Source organism: Endozoicomonas gorgoniicola (assembly GCF_025562715.2).
Lineage (GTDB): Bacteria > Pseudomonadota > Gammaproteobacteria > Pseudomonadales > Endozoicomonadaceae > Endozoicomonas_A > Endozoicomonas_A gorgoniicola.
In genome coordinates this window covers 3,668,962-3,692,500 of record NZ_JAPFCC010000001.1, presented here as the reverse complement: position 1 = coordinate 3,692,500, position 23,539 = coordinate 3,668,962, and the positions used below count along the sequence as shown (strand labels likewise).

20 protein-coding genes and 3 rRNA genes (1 of these 23 cut by a window edge) are annotated in these 23,539 nt (G+C 47.4%); 14 read left to right on the top strand and 9 right to left on the bottom strand.

The window, feature by feature from the left end; genetic code table 11:
* The 4 genes from NX722_RS16880 to NX722_RS16865 form a co-directional block, all read left to right on the top strand.
* Positions 1–1,154, top strand: a 23S ribosomal RNA gene (locus NX722_RS16880); it begins 1,779 nt to the left of the window's first position.
* A 333-nt stretch (positions 1,155–1,487) separates the two neighbouring features.
* Positions 1,488–1,603 (top strand): 5S ribosomal RNA (gene rrf, locus NX722_RS16875).
* 84 nt (positions 1,604–1,687) lie between these two features.
* A 5S ribosomal RNA gene (rrf, locus tag NX722_RS16870) occupies positions 1,688–1,803 on the top strand.
* Positions 1,804–1,937: 134 nt separating this feature from the next.
* Entirely contained in the window at positions 1,938–2,588 is a 651-nt protein-coding gene (locus NX722_RS16865; protein ID WP_262564000.1) for a hypothetical protein, read from the top strand.
* 59 nt (positions 2,589–2,647) lie between these two features.
* Here the strand turns inward: NX722_RS16865 and NX722_RS16860 are convergent, their stop codons facing one another.
* Together NX722_RS16860 and trhA are read right to left on the bottom strand one after the other, a co-directional pair.
* Positions 2,648–3,070 carry an RING finger protein gene (locus NX722_RS16860; protein WP_262563999.1) on the bottom strand — a complete coding sequence of 141 codons (423 nt, stop codon included), beginning with the start codon at positions 3,068–3,070 and terminating at the stop codon, positions 2,648–2,650.
* Positions 3,071–3,208: 138 nt separating this feature from the next.
* Positions 3,209–3,883, bottom strand: coding sequence for a PAQR family membrane homeostasis protein TrhA (gene trhA, locus NX722_RS16855; RefSeq protein ID WP_262563998.1), 675 nt, complete (start codon positions 3,881–3,883; stop codon positions 3,209–3,211).
* Between the two features lie 246 nt (positions 3,884–4,129).
* On the opposite strand from trhA, the gene NX722_RS16850 reads away from it, so the two are divergent.
* The gene (locus NX722_RS16850; protein WP_262563997.1) at positions 4,130–4,894 is read left to right on the top strand and encodes an META domain-containing protein; all 765 of its coding nucleotides are present in this window, start codon (positions 4,130–4,132) and stop codon (positions 4,892–4,894) included.
* 40 nt (positions 4,895–4,934) lie between these two features.
* Here NX722_RS16850 and NX722_RS16845 read toward each other — a convergent pair whose 3' ends face one another.
* Positions 4,935–5,381: a YaiI/YqxD family protein gene (locus NX722_RS16845; RefSeq protein ID WP_262563996.1), complete on the bottom strand. Its 447-nt coding sequence runs from the start codon at positions 5,379–5,381 to the stop codon at positions 4,935–4,937.
* A gap of 107 nt (positions 5,382–5,488) precedes the next feature.
* Here NX722_RS16845 and NX722_RS16840 point away from each other — a divergent pair, with 107 nt between their 5' ends.
* Together NX722_RS16840 and hisA are read left to right on the top strand one after the other, a co-directional pair.
* On the top strand, positions 5,489–6,328 hold the full coding sequence (locus NX722_RS16840) for a tyrosine-protein phosphatase (RefSeq protein ID WP_262563995.1): 840 nt from the start codon (positions 5,489–5,491) through the stop codon (positions 6,326–6,328).
* Between the two features lie 88 nt (positions 6,329–6,416).
* Positions 6,417–7,172 carry a phosphoribosylformimino-5-aminoimidazole carboxamide ribotide isomerase gene (gene hisA / locus NX722_RS16835; protein ID WP_262563994.1) on the top strand — a complete coding sequence of 252 codons (756 nt, stop codon included), beginning with the start codon at positions 6,417–6,419 and terminating at the stop codon, positions 7,170–7,172.
* 153 nt (positions 7,173–7,325) lie between these two features.
* Here the strand turns inward: hisA and NX722_RS16830 are convergent, their stop codons facing one another.
* Positions 7,326–7,481, bottom strand: coding sequence for a hypothetical protein (locus tag NX722_RS16830; RefSeq protein WP_262563993.1), 156 nt, complete (start codon positions 7,479–7,481; stop codon positions 7,326–7,328).
* 443 nt (positions 7,482–7,924) lie between these two features.
* Here NX722_RS16830 and NX722_RS16825 point away from each other — a divergent pair.
* Positions 7,925–9,345 (top strand): ISNCY family transposase gene (locus tag NX722_RS16825; RefSeq protein ID WP_262563791.1). Its coding sequence is split into 2 segments (ribosomal slippage): positions 7,925–8,369 and positions 8,369–9,345, totalling 1,422 coding nucleotides; the frame shifts between segments, so codons are not numbered across the junction.
* Positions 9,346–9,731: 386 nt separating this feature from the next.
* Entirely contained in the window at positions 9,732–10,802 is a 1,071-nt protein-coding gene (locus NX722_RS16820; RefSeq protein WP_322740935.1) for a PLP-dependent cysteine synthase family protein, read from the top strand.
* Between the two features lie 111 nt (positions 10,803–10,913).
* On the opposite strand, the gene NX722_RS16815 is transcribed toward NX722_RS16820, so the two are convergent.
* Complete coding sequence (locus NX722_RS16815) at positions 10,914–11,900, bottom strand: LacI family DNA-binding transcriptional regulator (protein ID WP_262563991.1); 987 nt, start codon at positions 11,898–11,900, stop codon at positions 10,914–10,916.
* Between the two features lie 329 nt (positions 11,901–12,229).
* Here NX722_RS16815 and NX722_RS16810 point away from each other — a divergent pair, with 329 nt between their 5' ends.
* Complete coding sequence (locus NX722_RS16810) at positions 12,230–12,661, top strand: PTS sugar transporter subunit IIA (RefSeq protein ID WP_262563990.1); 432 nt, start codon at positions 12,230–12,232, stop codon at positions 12,659–12,661.
* Positions 12,662–12,758: 97 nt separating this feature from the next.
* Here NX722_RS16810 and NX722_RS16805 read toward each other — a convergent pair whose 3' ends face one another.
* Positions 12,759–13,220, bottom strand: coding sequence for a hypothetical protein (locus tag NX722_RS16805; protein WP_262563989.1), 462 nt, complete (start codon positions 13,218–13,220; stop codon positions 12,759–12,761).
* Positions 13,221–13,486: 266 nt separating this feature from the next.
* Here NX722_RS16805 and NX722_RS16800 point away from each other — a divergent pair, with 266 nt between their 5' ends.
* A complete protein-coding gene (locus tag NX722_RS16800; RefSeq protein WP_262563988.1) occupies positions 13,487–14,434 on the top strand; it encodes a LysR family transcriptional regulator in 948 nt (315 codons plus the stop codon).
* 50 nt (positions 14,435–14,484) lie between these two features.
* On the opposite strand, the gene NX722_RS16795 is transcribed toward NX722_RS16800, so the two are convergent.
* Positions 14,485–15,774 carry a BamA/TamA family outer membrane protein gene (locus NX722_RS16795; protein ID WP_262563987.1) on the bottom strand — a complete coding sequence of 430 codons (1,290 nt, stop codon included), beginning with the start codon at positions 15,772–15,774 and terminating at the stop codon, positions 14,485–14,487.
* Positions 15,775–16,019: 245 nt separating this feature from the next.
* Positions 16,020–16,739 (bottom strand): hypothetical protein, encoded by a 720-nt coding sequence (locus NX722_RS16790; RefSeq protein ID WP_262563986.1) that lies wholly within the window; start codon positions 16,737–16,739, stop codon positions 16,020–16,022.
* A 339-nt stretch (positions 16,740–17,078) separates the two neighbouring features.
* On the opposite strand from NX722_RS16790, the gene NX722_RS16785 reads away from it, so the two are divergent.
* A complete protein-coding gene (locus tag NX722_RS16785; RefSeq protein ID WP_262563985.1) occupies positions 17,079–18,596 on the top strand; it encodes an IS1182 family transposase in 1,518 nt (505 codons plus the stop codon).
* Between the two features lie 445 nt (positions 18,597–19,041).
* Here NX722_RS16785 and NX722_RS16780 read toward each other — a convergent pair whose 3' ends face one another.
* Positions 19,042–19,971: a hypothetical protein gene (locus NX722_RS16780; protein ID WP_265442365.1), complete on the bottom strand. Its 930-nt coding sequence runs from the start codon at positions 19,969–19,971 to the stop codon at positions 19,042–19,044.
* 185 nt (positions 19,972–20,156) lie between these two features.
* Between NX722_RS16780 and NX722_RS16775 the strand changes: the two genes are divergently transcribed.
* Entirely contained in the window at positions 20,157–21,392 is a 1,236-nt protein-coding gene (locus tag NX722_RS16775) for an ISL3 family transposase (protein WP_262563604.1), read from the top strand.
* Between the two features lie 329 nt (positions 21,393–21,721).
* Positions 21,722–23,464 carry a SufS family cysteine desulfurase gene (locus NX722_RS16770; protein WP_262563983.1) on the top strand — a complete coding sequence of 581 codons (1,743 nt, stop codon included), beginning with the start codon at positions 21,722–21,724 and terminating at the stop codon, positions 23,462–23,464.
* Positions 23,465–23,539: the final 75 nt, after the last annotated feature.

Here is a 23,539-nt window from a genome sequence, read left to right as displayed (position 1 = left end):
TGGCTGCGACTGTTTATTAAAAACACAGCACTGTGCTAACACGTAAGTGGACGTATACGGTGTGACGCCTGCCCGGTGCCGGAAGGTTAATTGATGGGGTTAGACTCTTCTTTATGGAGAGCGCGAAGCTCTTGATCGAAGCCCCGGTAAACGGCGGCCGTAACTATAACGGTCCTAAGGTAGCGAAATTCCTTGTCGGGTAAGTTCCGACCTGCACGAATGGCGTAACGATGGCCACGCTGTCTCCACCCAAGACTCAGTGAAATTGAAATCGCTGTTAAGATGCAGTGTATCCGCGGCTAGACGGAAAGACCCCGTGAACCTTTACTACAGCTTCACAGTGGATCTTGATGTTGCTTGTGTAGGATAGGTGGGAGGCTTTGAAGTGTGGACGCCAGTCTGCATGGAGCCAACCTTGAAATACCACCCTGGCAATATTGAGGTTCTAACCCAGGTCCCTTACCGGGACCGGGGACATTGTGTGGTGGGTAGTTTGACTGGGGCGGTCTCCTCCCAAAGAGTAACGGAGGAGCACGAAGGTTGGCTAAGCACGGTCGGACATCGTGCGGTTAGTGTAAAGGCACAAGCCAGCTTGACTGCGAGACGTACAGGTCGAGCAGGTACGAAAGTAGGTCTTAGTGATCCGGTGGTTCTGAATGGAAGGGCCATCGCTCAACGGATAAAAGGTACTCCGGGGATAACAGGCTGATACCGCCCAAGAGTTCACATCGACGGCGGTGTTTGGCACCTCGATGTCGGCTCATCACATCCTGGGGCTGAAGCCGGTCCCAAGGGTATGGCTGTTCGCCATTTAAAGTGGTACGCGAGCTGGGTTTAGAACGTCGTGAGACAGTTCGGTCCCTATCTGCCGTGGACGTTGGAAGTTTGAGGAGAGCTGCTCCTAGTACGAGAGGACCGGAGTGGACGAACCACTGGTGTTCGGGTTGTGTCGCCAGACGCATTGCCCGGTAGCTAAGTTCGGACGGGATAACCGCTGAAAGCATCTAAGCGGGAAGCCCCCTTCAAGATGAGACTTCCCTTGACCTTTGAGGTCACATAAGAGACGTTGAAGACTACGACGTTGATAGGCGGGGTGTGTAAGCGTTGTGAGGCGTTGAGCTAACCCGTACTAATGACTCGAGAGGCTTGACCATATAACGCCAAAGCGATTTGAATGTTGACTGTGTTACCCGCTAGAGGATAACGAAGCCCGTTACCCGTAGCCCGTAACCCGTTAGCAGCCATGCACAAGCACTGACAATTGCTCCCCGGTAACTGCTCCTGCGTTACCCTAACACCTACATCCCTGTAGGCGTGCATTGTCAGCATACATGCCATCCGTGGCAATAAGAGTGTAAAGCAAGAAAACTCGAAAAGCTTATTAAGAAACAGGATTCCAGAGTATGCAGCAGCCCAAACGGGTCACGGGATACGGGCCACGGGATACGACCGAAAGCCCCCAAAGCTGCAACTCAAAAAAGAATTTGCCTGGTGACCATAGAGTGTTGGAACCACCCGATCCCATCCCGAACTCGGAAGTGAAACGACACATCGCCGATGGTAGTGTGGGGCTTCCCCATGTGAGAGTAGGTCATCGCCAGGCACTCAATTAAAAAACACTGAATTTTGCTTCAGTGTCTTTGTTTCAAAGCAATCAATAGTAAGACTTTGAAACACACAAAATTTGCCTGATAACCATAGAGTGTTGGAACCACCCGATCCCATCCCGAACTCGGAAGTGAAACGACACATCGCCGATGGTAGTGTGGGGATTCCCCATGTGAGAGTAGGTCATTGTCAGGCACTTAATTAGAAAACCCCAATCGAGAATTCGGTTGGGGTTTTTGCTATGTGCAAAATAAAATAGCCAATCTCTACACTATTCTTCTCTGCACTATTCTTTAGCCAGGCAATACTGTTTAAAGGAGCATAAGAATATGCACTCAGAATATACTGTGCTGCAACTGACAAACCCTTTAAAATTTCAGAATACAACAATCATACCCGGTAGCAGATGTATCCCTGCCGGAGAATCCAAAGAGTATGGAGCTACCAGGTACTTCTCTGGATATGTCTTCAGGGCTGATGACAGACCTCCGCGCGTTATATTTGAGGAGGGTTTTATGATTCGGCACCCAGTAAATGCAATGTATCAAGTAGTTAGGATGACTGGCTCATCCCCGCCTAGCTATACGGGAAGTGACGGTATATCAACCACCATTTGTGCAAAAGCAGCAGCTGAGTATATTATTAATCGTGCAGATAATAAGAGTGAGGAAGGTTATGTTTATTTGATTGATGCGATGGACATGAATGGTTTTAGTATGCCTGCTCTGCCCATGGATTCCCTGTATTCAGTATTTCCGATTCTTAAAAAAATATGTGAAGTTTGCTTTCCATGCAGTATCTTAAATTCATCGGTAATAGGGGCTGTATGGCCTGAGGGCTTTCCTTCACCACCTTCGCCAAGCCCCGAGTGGCCGAAAGTAATAAACAGACTTAATTTGGCAGTTAACCCACGATACGAATCGGGTTTTGGTAAGGGGCTGGTAGCGGCAAAAAAAACGGTCAGATTATTTAACGCCTGACTGGTGCTGAATCAGTTCCTGCACAGTTGCCTGTCGGGCAGGCATCATGTGAGAGTAAGTCACCTTTGTTTTATATAGGATGCGGCAAACACCACAGCAACCGTAGCAACAGCTACTGCTGAAAATAGGAAAAGCTTAGGTAAATCCCGCCTGCGTATTACCTGAACCATGTTACCTCTGCGTCCGGGGCGCCCGAACAACGTGATTACCGGCTCATTCTCTTCATCTGTTTTTCTTCGAACGTCGCTTTCCATCTGAATCAGCTCTGGGAAATCGTCTCTTACTGTACAGGCCGGACAACGGATCGGCTCAGATTGATTAGCGTTATACTGATTAAAAATTGTTCTTTCCACCCAGGTTTTTATGCAGGTTCGGTGGAAAAACTTATTGCAGGAGCCGTTGTTGTGCTGCACTTTGTCACTGCCATCCAGGCGTGTTTCAAGGCAAATGGGGCAGTTTGTGTCAATGTTCATCAAATACATCCGAGTTTACAGATAACCCGGTATTCGACTTTGAATCATCAGGAAAGTTCCAGACCTGAAAGTAAAGGAACCTGACCTGGACTCTGGAAACTGCCTGCCAGTTCTTGCTGGACAGCAGGTCAGGAAGGGGTGGTCAGGTTAGTTGTCAGGCAAAACATAAACAAAAATAGTTGTGTAGTGACAAAGGCTCCCGGCTAATACAAACAGGTGCCAGATGGCATGGTTATAGGGTAGCTTTTTCCAAACATAGAATATCACGCCCAGAGTGTAGGCCAGCCCACCAGAAATTAACCAGGCCATGCCTCCGGCTGACAGGCTTCGTGCCAGCTCTTGCCCTACAAATAGTGCCAGCCAGCCCATTGCCACATAGGTCAGCAGCGAAAGTTTTTTGAAACGATGCCTGAATGCCAGCTTAAAGATAATGCCTGTGAATGCCAGCAGCCAGATGATGGCAAAAAGTATCCATCCAGTCGTTCCTCTGAGGGTAACCAGCAGGAAAGGTGTATAAGTCCCTGCAATCAGTAAATAAATGGCACAGTGATCCAGCAGTTTGAAGACTTGTTTTACTTTCTCGTTCTGGAAACTGTGGTAAAGGGTCGACATGAGAAACAGAAGTATCATGCTTCCGCCGTAAATACTAAAACTAACTACACGCCAGATGTCGCCTTGTATGGCCGCGTAAGTCACTAACAGTGTCAGCCCTGCTACACTTAGCATGGCTCCGATACCGTGGGTTACGCTATTGGCTATTTCTTCCCCAAGGCTGTAAGCCCTGTTGAGCATAGGTGGTTTTGGGGGTGAGTAGCGATTCATGATCAGTCATAAGCAGGTTGATTCGGGTAAAGATCATACTGTGCTTTTTTGGCAAATGTCATGGAAAAACCATTTTAAATTCTGAAGTTATTGAATTTTACGGTGAGCTTACTTCCGATAACTTCACCGAACCGGTTGTCAGGCGTAATATTCCGGGTACTTTCTCCATCCCACAGGAGATTGCAACAATCTCCTGGACTCTGAAGTTCAATCTGTACTCAAGCGATAAGAGGTGCGATAGATATCATGAGAACCATTGGCCGTTTTGCGACGGTATTGACCGTTAGCTCTATGCTGGCAGCCTGCAGTTCAACGCATAAGCCTGTTGTTGTCACACCGGACATGCTACAGGGGCAGATCTGGGTAATGAGTTCACTCAATGGGGAAGCTCCGGTTGGTGGAAAACGAATTACGATGGAGCTGACGCAAGGTTCTGCCTCTCAGGGTAAGGTAAATGGCAGAGGACCTTGTAACAGTTATTTTGGTGGCTATCAGATAGAGCAAGGCCAGGTTTCATTTGGACGTATTGGTTCATCAATGATGGCTTGTCGGGAACCTGTGATGCAGCAGGAGATGGCGTTCCATACTACGCTGCAGAAAACGAACCAGATGCTTATGGACGACAGAATGCTGATTCTGAAAGAAGCAGGTGGTCAGGACTCAATCGTTTTCATGGCTGAGACAGGTCGTGTCAGAGGTGAGGTACATTCTTCTACAGGGAGTTTTCCCCGTAATTCTCAGATGATGGTCCGGCTTATTGACGTTAGTAAGCAGGATACCCACTTACAGACCATTGGCGAACAGAAGATCAAGATTAAAGGTGAAGTTCTCGGTCCGGTCGCTTTTGACCTGCCTTATGCACCGCACCTGATTAAGGCAGGCCACACGTACGCAATCTCTGTAGAGGTGCGTCAGCATGGCAAGCTGCTTTACACCAGCCGGAGCCACTACCCTTTGAATCTGGATAAAGCGGCACTGGAGGTTAAAGCGGAGCCAATAAAAAGCATGTAAGCAGATTTTGTTGCCAGTCACTGGGGCTGGCGACAAATATTTATGAGTATTTTGCCAGCAATCGGTCTAACTGGTTCGCAAAAGCCTGGCGGTCCTGAGCAGAGAGGGATGAAGGCCCGCCAGTATCGACACCGCTGCTGCGCAGCTCGTCCATAAAGTTTCTCATGGATAAACGCTGTTGCACATTTTCTTTTGTATACAGCTCACCTCTTGGGTTCAGTGCCAGGGCCTGTTTACCCACAACTTCAGCTGCAAGAGGGATATCTGCGGTGATAACCAGATCATCAGGCTGAACGTGCTGGGCGATGTAATTATCTGCGACATCGAAACCGGCTGGAACCTGCACTGCTTTGATCAGGGGAGATGGTGGTGTACGCAAATACTGATTAGCCACCAGGGTTAAAGGTACCCTGACTCGTTCGGCGGCACGGAACAGGATTTCCTTGATTAAATTTGGACAGGCGTCGGCATCGACCCAGATGTGCATCTATAAGACCTCGTGACTGGAACTTACATCAATACAATAGTTCCAGATCATGTTATAAAAAAACAAGTTAAGAGAACAATTATAAAGCATTGGGTACAGGATTAACCGTGTCGATAGAGATTACAGAATCCCTGAATTGCTTTCCTTCTGGTTCGCTGAGCAAACATCAGCGTCATATTCCCATGGGGACGCCCCACAATCTTCGCACTCTGGCTGGTATCCGTACGCAGGAGGGGAAGGCTATTGCTGCCGGAAAACTCTATCGTTCTGATTCGGTTGCACAACTTTCCAGTGAGAGTAAGAAACGACTGGACACGCTGCAATTAAAGGTTGTCACTGACTTCCGCTCCAGCCTTGAACAGGAAAACACGCCTCATCAATGGCCGGTGAATGATATTGATATTATCCATCGACCTATACCGGTTATGGGAGATAATGGCCGTGCTGAAATGATGCGGGTGTTGCAGAATGTCGATTCAGCTGAAGAGGTCGTTCGATGGCTGGGCGAACTGTACCGCAGTATGGTCATTGATTTCAGTCATGTTTATGCCGAGTGGCTGCATAGCCTTCTCAGTGATGACAGTTACCCTCAGCTTTATCACTGTACTGCTGGCAAAGACCGAACGGGGGTGGCAACAGCTTTACTGCTGAAGTTACTGGGGGTTGCCGATGTGCTGATAATGGATGATTTCCTGCTGTCTAATGAGCTGTCTGCGGAATATATTGAAGCGCGTACTACGGGTAAAGTGACATTCAGCTGGATGCCAGAAGGGGTGAACCCTGATTTTCTGCGCCCGCTGTTGAGTGTTCAGAAAGAGTTTCTACAGGCCACATTCAGCCACATCAATGAAGAGTGTGGTAGCTTTGCTCAATACGCAAGGCAGTGTCTTGAGATGACATCGAAAGAAGTCAGTCAGCTGCGGAAAAATCTGCTGGTGACAGACTAGCCTTCAGGCCTTCAGGTTTTCGGCGGCTTGCTGTTATGAATTGCTGGTTATGAGTTGCTGGTAATGAATCGTTCAAAGGTTATTGTTTATGCAGTTTCGTCCCTGTATTGATCTACACAATGGCAAGGTTAAACAGATTGTCGGCAGTTCGTTATCGGATTCAGATAATTCAGCCACCGTTAACTTCGAGAGTGATCGTTCACCGGCAGAATTTGCATCGCTTTATCGCAAAGATAACCTTCAGGGCGGACACATTATAAAGCTTGGACCCGGTAATGATGCCGCCGCAGAGCAGGCCCTTGCAGTCTGGCCCGGAGGGTTGCAGGTGGGTGGAGGAATTACGGCTGACAATGCAGCTGGCTATCTGGCAATGGGCGCTTCCCACGTTGTGGTGACCTCTTATGTGTTTCGGGAAGGGAAGGTTCATCAGGATAATTTGAAACAACTGGTCAGTGCCGTAGGGCGCGAACGACTGGTTCTGGATTTGTCCTGTAAGAAGAAAGACGGGCGTTACTATATCGTGACAGACCGGTGGCAGACGTATACAGAAACGGAAGTGTCCAGAGAAACGCTTCATGAACTGGCGGATTCCTGTGCTGAGTTTCTGGTTCATGCAGCCTCTGTTGAGGGAATGATGGCCGGGCCGGATTTGCAACTGGTTGCCCTGCTCGCTGAACATTCACCGATTCCGGTGACTTATGCAGGCGGAATAGCCACCATTGAGGATATTGAAGCCGTCAGGACTGCGGGTAAAAATAGAATCCACATCACGATAGGCAGTGCATTGGATATATTCGGAGGCTCACTAAACTATGAAGAGGTTGTTGAGCGCTGCAAAGAGTAGCGTGTTTAGGGTTAAACAAAAAAAGGATTCGTAATGAATCCTTCTTATAACACCCATCAGTTATTTGAAACTGGCTCTGTGGATATGTATTGAGCCTTGTAGTAGCTGACTTTTGTTAAATGTCCAGACTGAGTGTTCTGTTGTTTTGAATGCTTATTTCAGTTTACCTTCCCGGCGCCATTTGCTTTCCTGAGAGGTTTCATCCATTCGTTCCCAGCGTTGACGCCAGTTATTTTTCTTACAGTTAGCCAGAGTATTATTTTCTGTTTCGTTGCATGGCACTGTTTGATCGCAATTGTAGTTATTCATTGTCTAATACCTGTATCAATTAAATAAATTGTCCTCTTACGTTCTCTACTTGAAGGAGGCATATTAAAATGGTCGTCTATGCCTGCGTGTGAGACGAGGGATTGTGTGGTGGTAACACAAAGTAAAGCGGATGCTGAGAATTATCTCAGTCATTCGGCCAATAGACTCATGCTAACACAGTCAATTCAGTAATAAAGGTTTATTGTTAATTCTTTAATAAAATTTGATAATGATTGTTGATCCAGAGCAAAACTTGTCCAGTGACGATTATTACACTGTAAAGGGGTATGCTTTTTTATTGAACATATGTTCAGTGTGATAGAACGATTAATTATTGTACGGGTATTTAGTGCCTGTCCGAAAACCCTCAAGCCCTTGAAAAACACAGCCTGAGGCCAAATATAATACTCGAAGATTTTCCCAGACAGGCTGTTTTCGAGTTTATGCGTCAAACCATTAATCCACAAATGCAGTTGGGCGAGGTTGATATCTCCGCCATCACATTCAACCCCAAGTCCAGAGATGATATTCCCCGGCTTTTGCGGGGCTTGCAGCACATATGGGTTACACCTGATCTGAGAGAGCAGGTCTTTCAAGTTCTTGAAAGTATGATTCCTGCCAGCAGTAATAATGGTCGTCCCGGTATGGATCTCTGGAACATACTGGTGTTTGGCACCCTGCGGCTGGTCACTAACTGTGATTATGACCGTCTTCAGGAGCTGGCCAATGAACACGGCACGCTACGGAAAATGCTTGGGCACGGTCCTTACTGCACGCACTCTTATCATATCCAGACATTGCAGGATAATATCAGCCTGTTCACGCCCGAAATACTGGACCAGGTAAACCAGATTGTCGTGGCAGCAGGCCATCAACTGGTTAAAAAAAAGATGAGCCGCTATATGGCCGTGCCGATTCGTTTGTAGTCAAGACCGATGTTCATTTTCCCACAGACATCAGCCTGTTAAACGATGCCTGTCGTAAGGCTATTGAGTTTGCGTCCACCCTGGCTGGCCAGTACCAGTTACCAGCGTGGCGTCAGCGGGAATACCTGAAAAAACAGCATCGAAAGCGCTATCACAAGGTGCGGAATCTGAAACATTCCGTTGCTGCCTGCGAGTTTAAACAGCGGTCACGTCAGCACGATATTGAAACGGCACACCTTGAATACATTAAGTACAGTCTCGACATTATCCGCAAGGCAGAAAGCACAGCTGCCCTGGTAGAAAAAAGCGCCCCCGATGAGTCTGCGCTGGAGAATCTCAAATACTACATTGCCCACAGTCGTCACCAGATTAATCTGATTTATCGTCGGGTGATCGAGCATCAGCAGATTCCTCACAGCGACAAGGTGTTCTCGATTTTTGAACCCCACACAGAATGGATCAGCAAGGGTAAAGCCGGAGTTCCTGTAGAGTTGGGGTTGCGGGTATGCGTACTGCAAGACCAGTTTGGCTTCACGCTGAATCACCATGTGATGCAAAAGCAGACAGACGATCAGGTTGCAGTGCCTATCGCAAAAGGAGCAAAACAACGCTTTCCCATGCTGAGCCAGGTCAGTTATGACAAAGGGTTCTGGAGCCCCGCCAACCTTGAGGAACTTGATGGCTTTCTGGAACGAACCATTCTGCCGAAGAAAGGCAGGCTTTCCGCAGAAGACAAAAAACGAGAGCACCACCTTGAGTTTACCCGGGCAAAAAGAAAGCATTCCGCCGTAGAGTCTGACATTAATGCTCTGGAAGCCAATGGCCTCGATAAATGTCCGGACAAGGGCATTGATGCCTTCAAGCGCTATGTTGCCCTTGCGGTTGTGGGTGGCAACCTGAAGCGCTTGGGCAGGATTTTACAAGAACGGGATTTTTAGCCCTACTGACAGCAGTCTTTTGCCGTCCGAAATTTGATCATGGGTGCATGAGGGTTCTGCACGTTCGTAAAATGGCAGTTTTGGCTATTTTGCAAGCACTTTGATCAAGAAGTGCCCTATAAGCGAGACTCTGATAATGCTTGCGGAGCAGTTCTACTGTTTGATGAATGTCAGTGACTCAATTTTCATAGGTTTTCTGACAGGCACTATTTAGCATTGATCGTACGGTAGGTCGACTGCCGGGAAGAATATTCTTAAAATCATGCCATTCATAGAAAGTTACTCTTTAAGCTATGATTTTAAGCCCTGAGAAAGAAAACTATTTCTGACTAAGGCTGCTTACAATAAATGAGGCATTACTTATTTTCGGGATTTGAGGAGGCATGATGGATAACGCTCATCAGTGGGTGAATGACGCTGTTCGTAAGATTGAGGCAGACTTTCAGCGCAGTGCAGACACGCATTTGATAAAACTTGATCTGCCGTCTGTTAATGGCATAGACCTGTACCTGAAAGATGAGAGTACGCATCCCACAGGCAGTCTGAAGCACAGGCTTGCACGTTCTTTGTTCCTTTACGCCCTGTGTAACGGTTGGATAAAAGAAGGTACGCCTGTGATTGAGTCTTCCTCAGGCAGTACGGCTATTTCCGAAGCCTACTTCGCCCGCCTGCTGGGGTTGCCATTTATTGCTGTAATCCCCAAGAGTACCGCCAGCAAGAAGATTCGCCAGATTGAGTTTTATGGTGGTCGTTGCCATCTGGTAGATCATTCCAGCCAGATTTATGCAGAGTCCAGGCGGCTGGCGAAAGAGCTGAACGGTCATTATATGGATCAGTTTACTTACGCTGAACGTGCTACAGACTGGCGAGGCAATAACAATATCGCCAATTCAATGTTTCAGCAGATGCAGCGGGAACAACATCCTGAACCCAAATTTGTTGTGATGAGTCCCGGAACCGGCGGCACTTCTGCAACCATTGGTCGTTATATCCGTTATCAGCAATTGAATACTCGGTTGTGTGTTGTTGACCCGGATAATTCAGTCTTTCTGAATTACTACAAAACCGGTGATAAATCTCTGACGCTGGATGCGGGTTCCCGTATTGAAGGCATTGGGCGGCCAAGAGTCGAACCCTCTTTTATACCCGGAGTGGTCGATGAAATGCGCCATATCCCCGATGCCGCTTCAATTGCCACTATGCACTGGCTGGAAAAACTGTTAGGCAGGAAAGTTGGTCCCAGTACCGGAACCAACCTTTTTGGTGCATTGCAGATAGCCAGTGAGATGAAAGCTCGTGGCGAAGCCGGGTCAGTGGTTACCCTGATCTGCGACAGCGGCGAGCGCTACCTTGACACCTGTTACGATAAGCAGTGGGTCGCCAGCAATATTGGCGATATTAAGCCGTATCTGAGAGAGCTGGAATGCTTTTATCTTGATGGCGAACTGAAAGCCTGACAGACCCGAAGCCCGGTGACCCCCAACACGGTGAATAGCATTGAGTTCCCGTGTTGGGAGTCAAACATAATGAAACCATAATGAAACCATAATGAAACAATGTACTGGTCATCAGCGCCGGATTATGTCACGGGACAGGACAATTGCCTGCTGTTCCGAATCGCCAGCAAGACCGGACAGCAACAGGTGAATGGTGTGTTCTGCCATTGACGTATAACCCTGTGGGGCGGAGTGGATGGAAAATGGCAACAGGTCAAGAATCATGTTATCACCAAGCGTTGCCCAGTTCAGGGCTTCTGGTAATAAAGCATAGTGTTCCCGAACAAAGGACAAAACACCTTCCATCAAGGTAAATGAAGCCGTTAGCAGGTTTTCCGGTAGTGCATGATGCTGGCTGAAATAGTCCGTCATCATTCCATAGCCAGCTTCAGCCGTGTAACTGTGGTGAAAAATATAATCTTCGTTAACGTCTATGCCGGCGTTATCTAACACTTTCCGGTAGCCATGCAGACGGTTCAGGCTGTTGCACATGCCCGGAACACCGCCAAGGTAGACAGGTTGCTGCTGGCTGGACTCCAGTAGCAGTGATGTCAGCTGAAGCGATGTGTCCAGATCGTTACTGATGATACAGGGATAGCTGCTGTCCGGAATTTTCCGGTCTATCAGGATGACTGGGATGCAGTTATCAGTGAGTCTTTGGTACGTCTGGTCACTGTTGAGGCAGCTGGCGGTGACGATGGCATCAACCTGATGTCCAATCAGGGCGCGAAGCGCACAGGCTTCTACTTCTGGATCATCTTCTGAACAGCTTACCAGAAGGTGATAGCCCAGTTCCCTGAGTCGCAGTTCAAGGGCTCTGGCATAACTGGCAAAGCCCTGATGTGTGAGTTCAGGAACGATCAGGGCGATCAGCCGACTGGTATGATTACGCAGACCAGCCGCCTGGACATTGGCAATGTAATAGTACTTTTCTGCCAGAGCCGTCACTCTTTCCTGTGTCAACTTGCTGATGCGATACTGCTCAGCACGACCATTCAGAATTATACTGGCTGTTGCTTTGGAAACACCTGCCAGACGTGCCAGTTCTTCCAGTTTCATATCATTGTAAAGTACTGCGAGTAGCCTACAACAGAAGGATAGTTGCTATTTCAAAGATTGCTTTTAAACGACATGCGTGTTGAATAATTATTAAAAAATGATGACTAAGATAAATTTATTATGAGCAAGCTGAATCGGTTCAGCTATAGTTTGCTTCGATTAAGAGATCTACATGTATGATCACTGTCGTATATTAAGAACGAGTAATGTGACAATGAAATGATGATCGCGCTAATATTCGCTTTTTTTACAGAAATTTTATTTCTATTTTGGGCTGTCTAAAGCTTCCGGTTACTTTGTGGGAAACGAATAGCCTGATGGTCTGTTCTATGGATCACTTATTAAAGTCGCATATATTTTTGCGTCAATTTGCGCCGAACAAATACAGGGCTCTTAAACAGGCTTGCCTGAAACTGATTGAGGCAGGTATGGTTGAACCTGGCTATTTTCACGGAATGTGCAGGCGTGAGCTACTGTCGTCTACCTACCTGGATAATGGAATTGCGGTACCGCATGGGGTGCCAGGCAGTCGTTCAGAGATAAACAACAGTGGTATGATTATTATGCAGTTTCCAGAGGGGGTAGACTGGGGGGATAACAATCGAGCCTTTCTTCTTTGCGCCCTGGCTGCTAATGGAAAGGAGCATTTAACAATGCTCAGTCAGCTTGCCTGTTCTCTGGATGATACGGAATTGTGTCGTAAACTGGCGGTGACCAAACAGGTAGACCAGATTTACCAGTCGATTACCAGGTTCTGTTAACGGAATATCGCTTGAATCCTGCCGAGAGGGTGTATATAACCATCGCCCAATGTCTGTCGGCGATGGTTAGAGGGTTATTCCAGTTTCGTTGAGTGTTTCAGTGACGGGTGTCACTGGCTGGCATGATATTGGGGTGGCTAAGCCACTCTTCCGGATTTTCATCGGTTGAGTCAACGGCTTCACCGCCAGCCAGTTCTTCACGGGTGGCAACAACAGCCAGTTCCTTGGCAAAGTTCTGCAGCAGGTCGATCACCTCATCTTTATCATCGTTCAGGTCTTCGTCGACAAAGATTCTGAACAGTGGTGGTTGCTCAAGGTCAGCCCCTTTTCGTTTCAGTGTCATCTGCAGGCCGGAATGCTCAGGATCTGATATTTCGGCCAGCTTAAAGGTCACTGACTGAGCGTCTCGTAATACGGAAAGCAGCTTCAGGGCTTCAGCGGCACTGATTTCACCAGAGTCGACACAGGCTTCTACGTATTCTTTGGCAGACAAACCTGAATCCATGTAATTATCTACAAGGCTTTGCAGGTCGTCATTCTTATACTTGTTATGGCTCATGAACCCTCCATACAGCTCTGTTAGCTTCGCTTGAGAAAAGCAGCCATGACATCCTTTGTCATAAACTGCTATGAGAGCACTCTTCCAGTGTACCGAATTTCAATACAAAGGAAAGTCGGAATACGTATTTATCCATGCTGTCTCTGTAGAGACTGATCGGGCAGTGGAAAAAATTTGCCCTTAATCAGTAGAACTGCTTCCGGGACTTCTCCCTTTTCCAGTTCAGTGATACCTTTTACCCTCTTTTCGATTTGCCTAGTGAATCTATGAATCTATCCCGACTGAATCTGAATCTGTTACCAGGCCTCAAAGCATTGCTGGATACACAAAGTGTTTCCAAGGCTGCACAGGTGATGCATGTGACCCAGTCTGCCATGAGCCGTACGCTGGGCCAGTTGCGTGAAGCCCTTAATGACCCGATTCTGATTCGCAGTGGAAACCATATCTATCTGTCTGAAAAAGCCCTGAGCCTGCATGAAGAGGTCAATCGAGTAGTTCATGCTGCCAACAGCATTTTTGAGAACCAGCAGTTTGATCCCACCACGACAGAGCGACACTTTCGTATTGCGACCGGTCACATGGTGCTGGAAGAGGTTATGCCTGGCATTATTCACAAAATCTGGCGGCAGGCACCTCACTTTACCTTTGAGCTGTTGGCTCTGCATCCCGGACTAACGGTAAGTAACGGCAAAATTGACATAATGGTGGGCTACATTGGTGAACCGGAAGAAGGTTTGTCGGGCTACCAGTTAATGAAAGAGCAGGTTTGTCTGGTCGTGTGTGAAGATCATCCGTTAGCCCGTGAGCCGTTATCTCAGGAACGGTTGTTGCAGTTTCCGTTTATTATGCAGAAGAATGACCAGAATACACATCAGATAATGAACGACTACATTCGTTCATTAAGCGATAAGGTTAAAGTTCGTGCGTTTGCTCCCAGCATTATGGGCTGTATGAATCTGGTAAAAGGCACCGACAGTGTTTTTCTGGCGACCGGCTCCGTTAAAACCTTTGCCCGGAGTCTGGAGGGTGTGGTGGTACTCAAAGTGCCGATGGATGTTCCGGAAGTGTATTACAGTATGGTATGGCCAGAGTACTGGGCATTAAACCGCGCACACCGATGGTTGCGGGAATTTATTCGGGACGATCTGACGGCATTTATTCAAGCTCGTCAGATCGCCAGGTTTCCACAAAGGGAACCCAAAGGGGCAAATTGAGCGCCCCGGAACAACTCCCCGGAACAATGCACCGGCTCGCTCAAGCTTGCTCAAAAAGGTTGATTGATAAACACAATTAACCGACTGCCTTCCTCACTGGTGGCAATCTCGGCTCTGGCAATCACACCTTCCGCCTTAAAACGAATGCCTGCACCTACGCTGAATTTCATATCACTGTGCAGTGTCCGCGCACTGAAGGTATCGGCGACACGCCCGGCATCGGCAAATACTGTCCACTGCCACCAGGGCAGGCTATACCAGTCACCCAGTAGTGGTAACTGTTGCAAAGGTTGCCACTGGGGTTTGACCCGGTATTCAGCGCTGTACGATACCGCTGAACGACCATAAAAACGATTCATGTTGTAACCTCTCAGTCGATACCAGCCACCAAGAGAGACTCCGGCATAAGACGGCGGTCGTCGGTATTCTTCAGCACCATTGAGTTTTTCAGTTCTGTTCCAGGTGGGGGTATCGGCCACCCAGCCATTCAGGGCAACCACCTGTTGTTGCCACAGGTCACTAGCACCCAGATCAAAGAACTGGCTGAATTTCAACTCCCAGGTACGCCATGCGTTGCGACGTTTTCTGCTCCAGCCCTGAGTGACCTTTAACTCTACGTGATTACCGGTGGTGGGTTCCTGGGTGGAATCCCGATTGTCATAATCCAGGATCAGGCGAATACCATTGGTACTAGTGTCCTCTTTTGCTGGTGTGGCTTCACCCAGATCCTGGCGCAGATAAAAAGGCTCGATTTCCACCGTGGTAAAGCCATTGGTAAACGGATTCATGGAGCCCGACTTATGGCTGGTTTCCCCTTTACGGTGCATCATGCTGGCCAGTGCGCCATTGATACCATCACCGATAGGAAGAATGTACCGGAAGCGGGCCAGATACTCGGCCTCTTTGCCTGAGGTACGAACATAGTTTTCAGCGCTGGAATCATTACTGCCTGCTTTCTCATGCTGATAGTCAGGATTTCCGGAAACATAATAATCAGTGGCATCGTAATAGCTGTTCAGCAATTGCAGATCGAACAGCCACTGGCTCTGTCCGGGAATCATCAGGTTGTTCATGCCAGCAAACCCCAGTCGGGAACCATTGTCTGAAGCAATGGCTGTGGCAAACACCGACATTTGCGGTTGCAACCACCCCGTTACGATACCGGATGCTCCGACCGCTGTTCCCCAGTCCCGGGATTGAAACGCATAAGGCACCACAGAAAAATTGATAGAATCTTCCTGTTCAGGTACGACCTCGACATTCGATAGAGCCGGGCTGGAAAGCGTCAGTGCCAGTAAACCAGAGAGCAGTAAACCTGCCAGTCTGTTGGTTTTATTCATTCTGTCTTTATGAGTAGTCAGCAATTAATGAACGACAGGTTCCTGTCGCAGCATAAACATGTGGATTATCAGGGGATTATCCGTTGAATCAGAGGCTGCCTGAATAAGGTGTTGCCTCAATTTACAAACTGATCAAACTGACTTTGTATCTCAACATACAGTAAACTGCCGTTTTTCAGGCAGTGATGGAATCTTTTTCGTTTGTCGCTAACTTCAGGCTTGTTTTGTTAATGCCCCTCAAGTGATCAAGCGCCTGATGCCTGGTGTTGTTCAGGCTGATCCTGTATTTGGTTTATGCTTTGCATTAGCAGGTTAAGGTCGTCAATAACCGGATGCTGGATAAGGTGTTGTTTGAATGACACTACTACCTCTGAGACAAACTCCATATACAGGTTGAAATATAAGTCGGCTTTGCCAGTCAGGCATTGCTGTCGGAATGCAAAGGCATAAGGGGGAGCCTGTTCGGATCTGTACACTTCCTGGATGGCAAGCTCAAATTCCCATCTAAGGTCATTATGATTCAGTTGTATGCTGTCTGGAGGATGAGTTACAAAACTCTGGATCAAATCGTCAGTCAATTCTGTAAGTGGTGCGTTGGCAGCAGCCTGAACGGCAGAGTCTGTTAAGGAATACTTGTTGATAATATGGATAATCAACACTAAGTCCTGTATGGCCCAGAATCTTTGTGTGCAACAAGCGTCCATGTCGTAAATGCCTTGTCTGTTAATATAATTTTTGGCTTCCCGGAAACTGTTAAGAAGATAATTGTGCGCAGCCATTAAAGCTTCAAGGAGGTTGTATCGGTCCGGGTTGTTCAGCACTTCGTTCAGGGTGGCTTCTGGATAGTTGTTAAACCAGGCATTATTTACAAGGTTTTGTGTAGGCGCGGTTCTAAGTATAAGTAAAAGGCTCAGGTCATCGAATATGAATCTGGTGGGGTATCTACTGCCTGTTACATCTGTCAAGTAACCATGAGCCGGTAGACGTGAGGTTTCTTGCAAAAGGGCTGAGCGCCTGCCTGTTTGGTGGGAATTAAATATTTGAGCAAGGTCATGGCTGTTTATTATTCCATTTTGATAATCACTCATGGCGGAGTTGAGTTGATCCGGCAGCGGTGACGGGGTCAAGGCGCTGGCTGTTTCCTGCTCTGGCTGAAGAACTCTTTTTAATTCTTCGGTTAGTGCTGTGGCAACATCCTCTCTTGTGAAGCCCTGAAAACCGATGAAATGCTCTCCTAGGAGCCTGACCGAGAATAGGATTTATCTGATATAATAGCGTTCAAAACGCAGCCCTGATGAAGCCTGATGTCGCCACCACCAAAATTCAAGGATAGCCCTGTTGAGTTCGACCAGCACCTGCTGTTTCCAACCAACATCTTTGATCTTCTTCCCAAAGATCATGACTGCTACATCTATGAGACCATCTTCCAGAACATTGATACCTCGGAAGTTGAAAAGCAGTACCATCACCTTGGACAGCATGCCTACCCACCCAAGCTGATCGTAGGTATCCTGATCTACGCCTACAGTCATGGTGTATTCAGCTCCCGTGAAATAGAAAAACGGTGTCGGCAGGACTTGGCATTCATGTACATCTCTCAGATGAATTGCCCAAACTTTCGGGTCCTGGGGGACTTCCGCAAAAACAACCTGTCGTTTTTTCATGACTGTTTCAAACAGTCCGTCAAGCTGGCGATGGAGCTGAAACTGGCATCGCTTGGGCATATCAGCCTGGATGGTTCGAAATTCAAAGCCAACAGTTCAAAGCATAAGGCCATGAGCTACGGCCGGCTTAAAGCCAAAGAGGCAGAACTCAGCGCTGAGGTTGATGAACTGATCAAAAAAGCCAGCCAGTGCGATCAGGAAGAAGACGACGCCTACAAAGAAACCAATGGCTACAGTATTCCTGAAGACCTCCTGTTTAAAGAAGAACGGCTGAAGAAAATTAAGGCTGCTAAAAAAGCACTGGAAGAGCGTGAGAAAGCCCTCAATCCGGACGAGCCAATAGACGACAAGAAACAGATTAGCTTTGCAGACCATGATGCCCGGATGATGAGCAAGAAGGGGTACTGCGAATACAGCTACAATGCTCAAATTAATGTAGATGCGGATCACCAGATCATTGTCGGCCAACACATCAGTCAACGCGCCAACGACGTACAGGAAGTAGAGCCTGCTCTTCAGGCTTTGTCAGAATCTACCGATGGCGCGGCTGTGGATAAATGGAGTATGGACAACGGCTATTTTTCAGGGCCAAATCTGCACACCTTGGATAAACATGGAATAGACGGTTATATCGCTACTGACAAGGAAGAAAAACCGGCTGTTACGGACCTTGAAAATACTGATCGAAAATTTGTCAAAGCGGATTTTACATACAATATTGAAGCTGACGTCTTCATCTGTCCGGCTGGGGAAAAATTGGTTACCAATCCAGCCAGTAAAGCTAAGAGGAAAGGCTACCGGGCAAACAAGGAAGTATGCCGAGAGTGCGCTTACCGCTCCAGATGCAGTGGCTCCAAGAAAAGTGCAGGCAAGGTAATTCGCACAGACAAGTTTGAAACTGCACGACAAGCCATGAATAAAAAAATGGAAACAAGCGAAGCGAAAGCGGTATACGAACGTCGCAAAGTAATAGCGGAACCGCCGTTTGGTCAGATAAAAAACTCTGGATTCAGGAGTTTCAGTCTGCGCGGGAAAGAGAAAGTGGAAGCAGAGTTTTCACTGGTATGCACAGTGCATAATTTCAAAAAAATTGTGAAGAAAGCTTTAACGGGGTCACTCCGTCTTGAGGATTTAAAAAAGGTTGAAAAAGCGGCATAAAGGTAAAGAAAAGCTGTAAATTGGCAAAAATGAGCAAATCAACCTCAAAAAGTGGTTGTTTTTTGCTCATTTTGAATTTTGCGAAACCTTTAGGAGGACTGCCTAAGCTATTCTCGGTCAGGCTCCTAGTCGGACAGTTACCTGCTCGGCGGCATGAATATTGAGTGAGTATGCGTTGAGCAGTAAAAACAAAGCGAAAAAGACAGACGGGTGACTTTTTTCCATAATTTTTTTCTGCAGCCATAAGATAGTAGATAAGAAACTCGTGTGTGCAAGCCGTAGTCTTTTCCAACATTAAATGAGACTAAAGGGAGAGGGTTGGGCTTGAAAGATCAGACTGACTTTGTATCTCAACATACAGTAAACTGCCGTTTTTCAGACAGTGATGGAATCTTTTTCGTTTGTCGCTAACTTCAGGCTTGTTTTGTTAATGCCCCTCAAGTGATCAAGTGCCTGATGCCTGGTGTTGCTCTGGCTGATCCTGTATTTGGTTTATGCTTTGCATTAGCAGGTTAAGGTCGTCAATAATCGGATGCTGGACAAGGTGTTGTTTGAATGACACTACTACCTCTGAGACAAACTTCATATACAGGTTGAAATATAAGTCGGCTTTGCCAGTCAGGCATTGCTGTCGGAATGCAAAGGCATGAGGTGGAGCCTTTTTGGATTCATCCATTTTCTGGACGTTAAGCTCAAATTCATATCCAGGGTCATTGTGATCCAGTTGTATGGTTACTGGAGGACGAGTTACAAAACCCTGGATCAAATCATCAGTCAATTCTCTAAGTGGTGTGGCAGCAGCAGCCCCAACGGTAGAGTCTGTAAAAGAGTATTTGTTGATAATATGGATAATCAGAATCAAGTCCTGTATTGCCCAGAACCTTTGTGGCCAACAAGAATCCATGTCGTTAAAGCCTTGCCTGTTCATATAATTTCTGGCTTCCCTGTAACTGTTAAGAAGATAACTGTGCGCAGCCATTAAAGCTTCAAGGAGGTTGTATTGATCCGGGTTGCTCAACACTTCGTTCAGGGAGGATTCTGGATACTCTTCAAACTGGGCATTGTTTAAAAGGTTTTGTGTAGGTTCTGTTCTAAGTGAAAGGCTTACATCATCAGACATGTATCTGGAGGGGTGCCAGCCGCCTAATTCACCTGTTAAGTAACCGTGGACATTTAGAGATGAGACTTCTTCTAAAAGCTCTGAGCGCCTGTCTGTTTGGTGGGAATGAAATCTTTGAGTAAGACGATAGCTGTCTATTATCCCATTTTGATAATCGCTGATGGCTGAGCTAAATTGATCCGGCAGCGTTGATAGGGTCAAGGCGCTGGCTGTTTCCTGCTCTGGTTGAAGAACTCTTTGTAATTCTTCGGTCATTGCTATAGCAAGATCCTCTCTTGTGAAGCCCTGAAAACCGATGAAATGTTCTCCTAGTCGAACAGTTACCTGCTCGACGGCATGAATATTGTATGAGTATGGGTTGAACAGTAAAAAAAGGGCTCTTCCTCAATTTGAGTGGGTGATTTATTATATTCTGAAGCACTCAATGCAAGGATGCACCGATGCGTGATAAGCAACTCTATTCTCAAATACTGGGTATTGAGTCTCCTTGGTTCGTTTCTGAAGTTGAATTGTCATTACAGGATCAACAGGTTCGGGTATTCATTGAACACAATGGTAAAAAGGCCTGCAAATGCAGTGTTTGCGATAAGCCCTGCTCTGGCTACGACCACATCACTCAGAAGTGGCGTCATCTGGATACCTGTCAGTTTCAGACTATTCTAGTTGCCAGGGTTCCACGGACCCAGTGCCCTGAGCATAAGGTGTTAGCCATCAATGTGCCCTGGGCTGAATCTGACTCTCGATATACAGCTCTGTTTGAAGCCCTTGTTATTGACTGGCTAAAGGAGGCAACTACGAAGGCAGTTGCACGACAAATGAAGCTTGGTTGGAATGCCATAGACGGTATTCAGCAGCGTGCAGTGAAGAGAGGACTGGCTCGTCGTGATGCTAAGCCACCAAAACGAATCGCTGTTGATGAAACCTCATTTCAAAAGCATCATGAATACGTCACAGTGGTCACTGACCACGACCAAGGCGTTGTTATTCACGTTTCTGATGACCGTAAAAGTGACAGTCTCAACGAGTACTTTGACACACTGCCCTATGACCATAAAGAGGGGATCGAATGCGTGACGATGGACATGTCCAAGGCTTACATCAAGTCAGTCAGTGAGAATGTTCCAGACGCAGATCAGAAGATTGCATTTGATAAGTTTCACGTTGCTCAGTCTCTGGGTAAAGCTGTCAACAAGGTTCGGATAGAAGAGAACAAAGCCCTTGTAAACCAAGGTGTAGAGCTGCTTAAGGGGACTCGCTACGACTGGCTGACTAACCCTGAAAACATGTCTGAAGAGCAGTGGGATAACTTCGAACCACTGAGAAACTCGACACTTAAAACAGCTCGCGCCTGGGCCATCCGGCAAATGGCAATGAGCTTATGGAATTACAAGTCCAGAGCTTGGGCAATCAAGGCCTGGAAGAGGTGGCTATGCTGGGCGCAGAGATGTCGGCTTGAGCCCATAAAAGAAGTTGCCAGAACGGTCAAAGAGCACTTGTGGGGTATCATCAACGCTATTGTCCTTGAGGCTAATAACGGTCGAGCAGAGGGAGTGAACAGCAAGATTCAGAGTTTGAAGAATCGGGCTTGTGGCTTTCGAAACCGTGAAAGATATAAGACAGCGATCTACTTTCATCTTGGAGGCTTGGACTTGTACCCCACTGGCGTACATCGTTGAAAACTACCCACTTAAAACAGGGAAGAACCAAAAAAAGAGCGAAAAAGACAGACGGGCGACTTTTTCCTCTGGCTGTTCTGTTATCTTTTGGGAATGAGCGAGAGGAGCTCATAACGGAACCTCTTATTATGTTTATGCTTTCTGGTGAACTGCGTTTTTCTCTGCAGCCATAAGATAGTAGATAAGAAACTGGTGTGTGCAAGCCGTAGTCTCTTCCAATATTAAATGAGACTAAAGGGAGAGGATTTGGCTTGAAAGATCAGACTGACTTTGTATCTCAACATACAGTAAACTGCCGACTCCTAAGCAGTGACAAAAGTAACCACACCATGAAGAAGACGCAGTCTTCACATAAGGCTCAGTTTGATTCGGAACCCTTTAATCCGGAACGAACGCGCCAGCAATTCCCGATTCTCAGCCAGCAGGCTCATGGCTCGCCACTGGTTTATCTGGATAATGCGGCAACAACGCAAAAGCCTGAATCTGTTATAGAAGCAGTCAATGGCTACTACCGGGAACAGAACGCCAATGTGCATCGTGCTTCTCATTATCTGAGTGCCAAGTCAACCAGGGCGTTTGAAATGGCAAGGGAACAGGTGCAGCAGTTCCTGAATGCCTCTTCTTCTGATGAAATTATCTGGACCAGAGGAGCAACGGAAGCCATTAATCTGGTAGCCAATAGCTGGGGCAGGGCGAATTTAAAGGCCGGGGATGAAGTTCTGCTGACCTGCCTGGAGCATCATGCCAATATTGTTCCCTGGCAGCTGGTGGCAGAAGCAACAGGAGCCGTCATCAAAGTGGTGGATATCAGGCCGGATGGTGAGCTGTGTATGGACAGTTTTACAAGGCAGCTGTCTGACAAAACACGAATTGTCTGTGTCACCCACGCCTCTAATGCCATTGGTACTATCACGCCGGTGGCTGAAATAATAGCTGCGGCACATAATTTAGGAGCACTGGTTCTGGTCGATGGTGCGCAGATGGTGGCGCATCAAACCGTTGATGTGCAAAAGCTGGGTTGTGACTTTTATGTCTTTTCCGGACACAAAGTGTTTGGGCCGACCGGCATTGGCGTACTTTACGGTCGCAAAGCTCTGCTCGAAACCATGCCGCCCTGGCAGGCGGGGGGCGAGATGATTGAACAGGTCAGTTTTTCAGGCACTCGCTTTAATACCCTGCCGTTCAAGTTTGAAGCGGGTACGCCCAATGTTGCCGGTGTGATCGGCATGGCAGCTGCGCTTGATTTCTTACAATCGCTCAACATGCCTAAGCTGGCTGAATATGAGCTTTCATTAAGGCAAAAAGCGGAAGCAGGCCTGCGTGACATACCGGGAATCAAGCTGATTGGGCAGGCGTCTGAAAAAGTATCAGTCGTGTCGTTTATTTGTGACACTCTGCACAATCAGGATATTGGCTTACTGCTGGACCAGCAGGGTATTGCTGTGCGAACGGGTCACCATTGCACCATGCCGCTGATGGAACGGCTTAACCTGTCGGGAACCGTCCGGGCGTCGTTTTCGGTCTATAACACTGAAGAAGATGTCGATCGCTTTTTGTCGGCAATGAGATTACTGGTGACTTCTGAATATCACACCGATGAGGAGTTTCAGGGGCTGGCTGTCCAACGTTCCGGGCTACCAGAATTTTATCAGACCATAAAAGCGTTCAATGACCAGCCTGTCCCGTCCAGCCTGATCGACAGCCATAACTGGCAGGAAAAATACCGTCAGATCATGCTATTGGGTAAGCGTATGCCCTCACTGCCTGATAGCTGGAAAACCGAAGACGCCAGGCTGCATGGTTGTGAAAGCACCGTGTGGATTCATCATTATTACGATCAGGAAACCATGCAGCTGTATTTTTCTGCTGACTCCGATGCCAGGGTGATTCGCGGTTTAATTGCACTGGTTCTGGCAAAAATCAATGGCCGGCAACCTGACGACATAAGTCGTTTTGATATGGATGGTTATTTTGAGCAGTTAGGGTTACTGACTCATTTAAGTCCGTCCAGAGGTAACGGACTCAGGGCTATTGTTGCCGAGATTCTGTCACAGGCGCATCGCTATCATTAAAGACCGCTGTCCGCTTTCCGCTTTCCGCTTTCCGTCTTCCGCTGTCCGGTGCAGGGTGAAAAGTAAAAAGTTCAG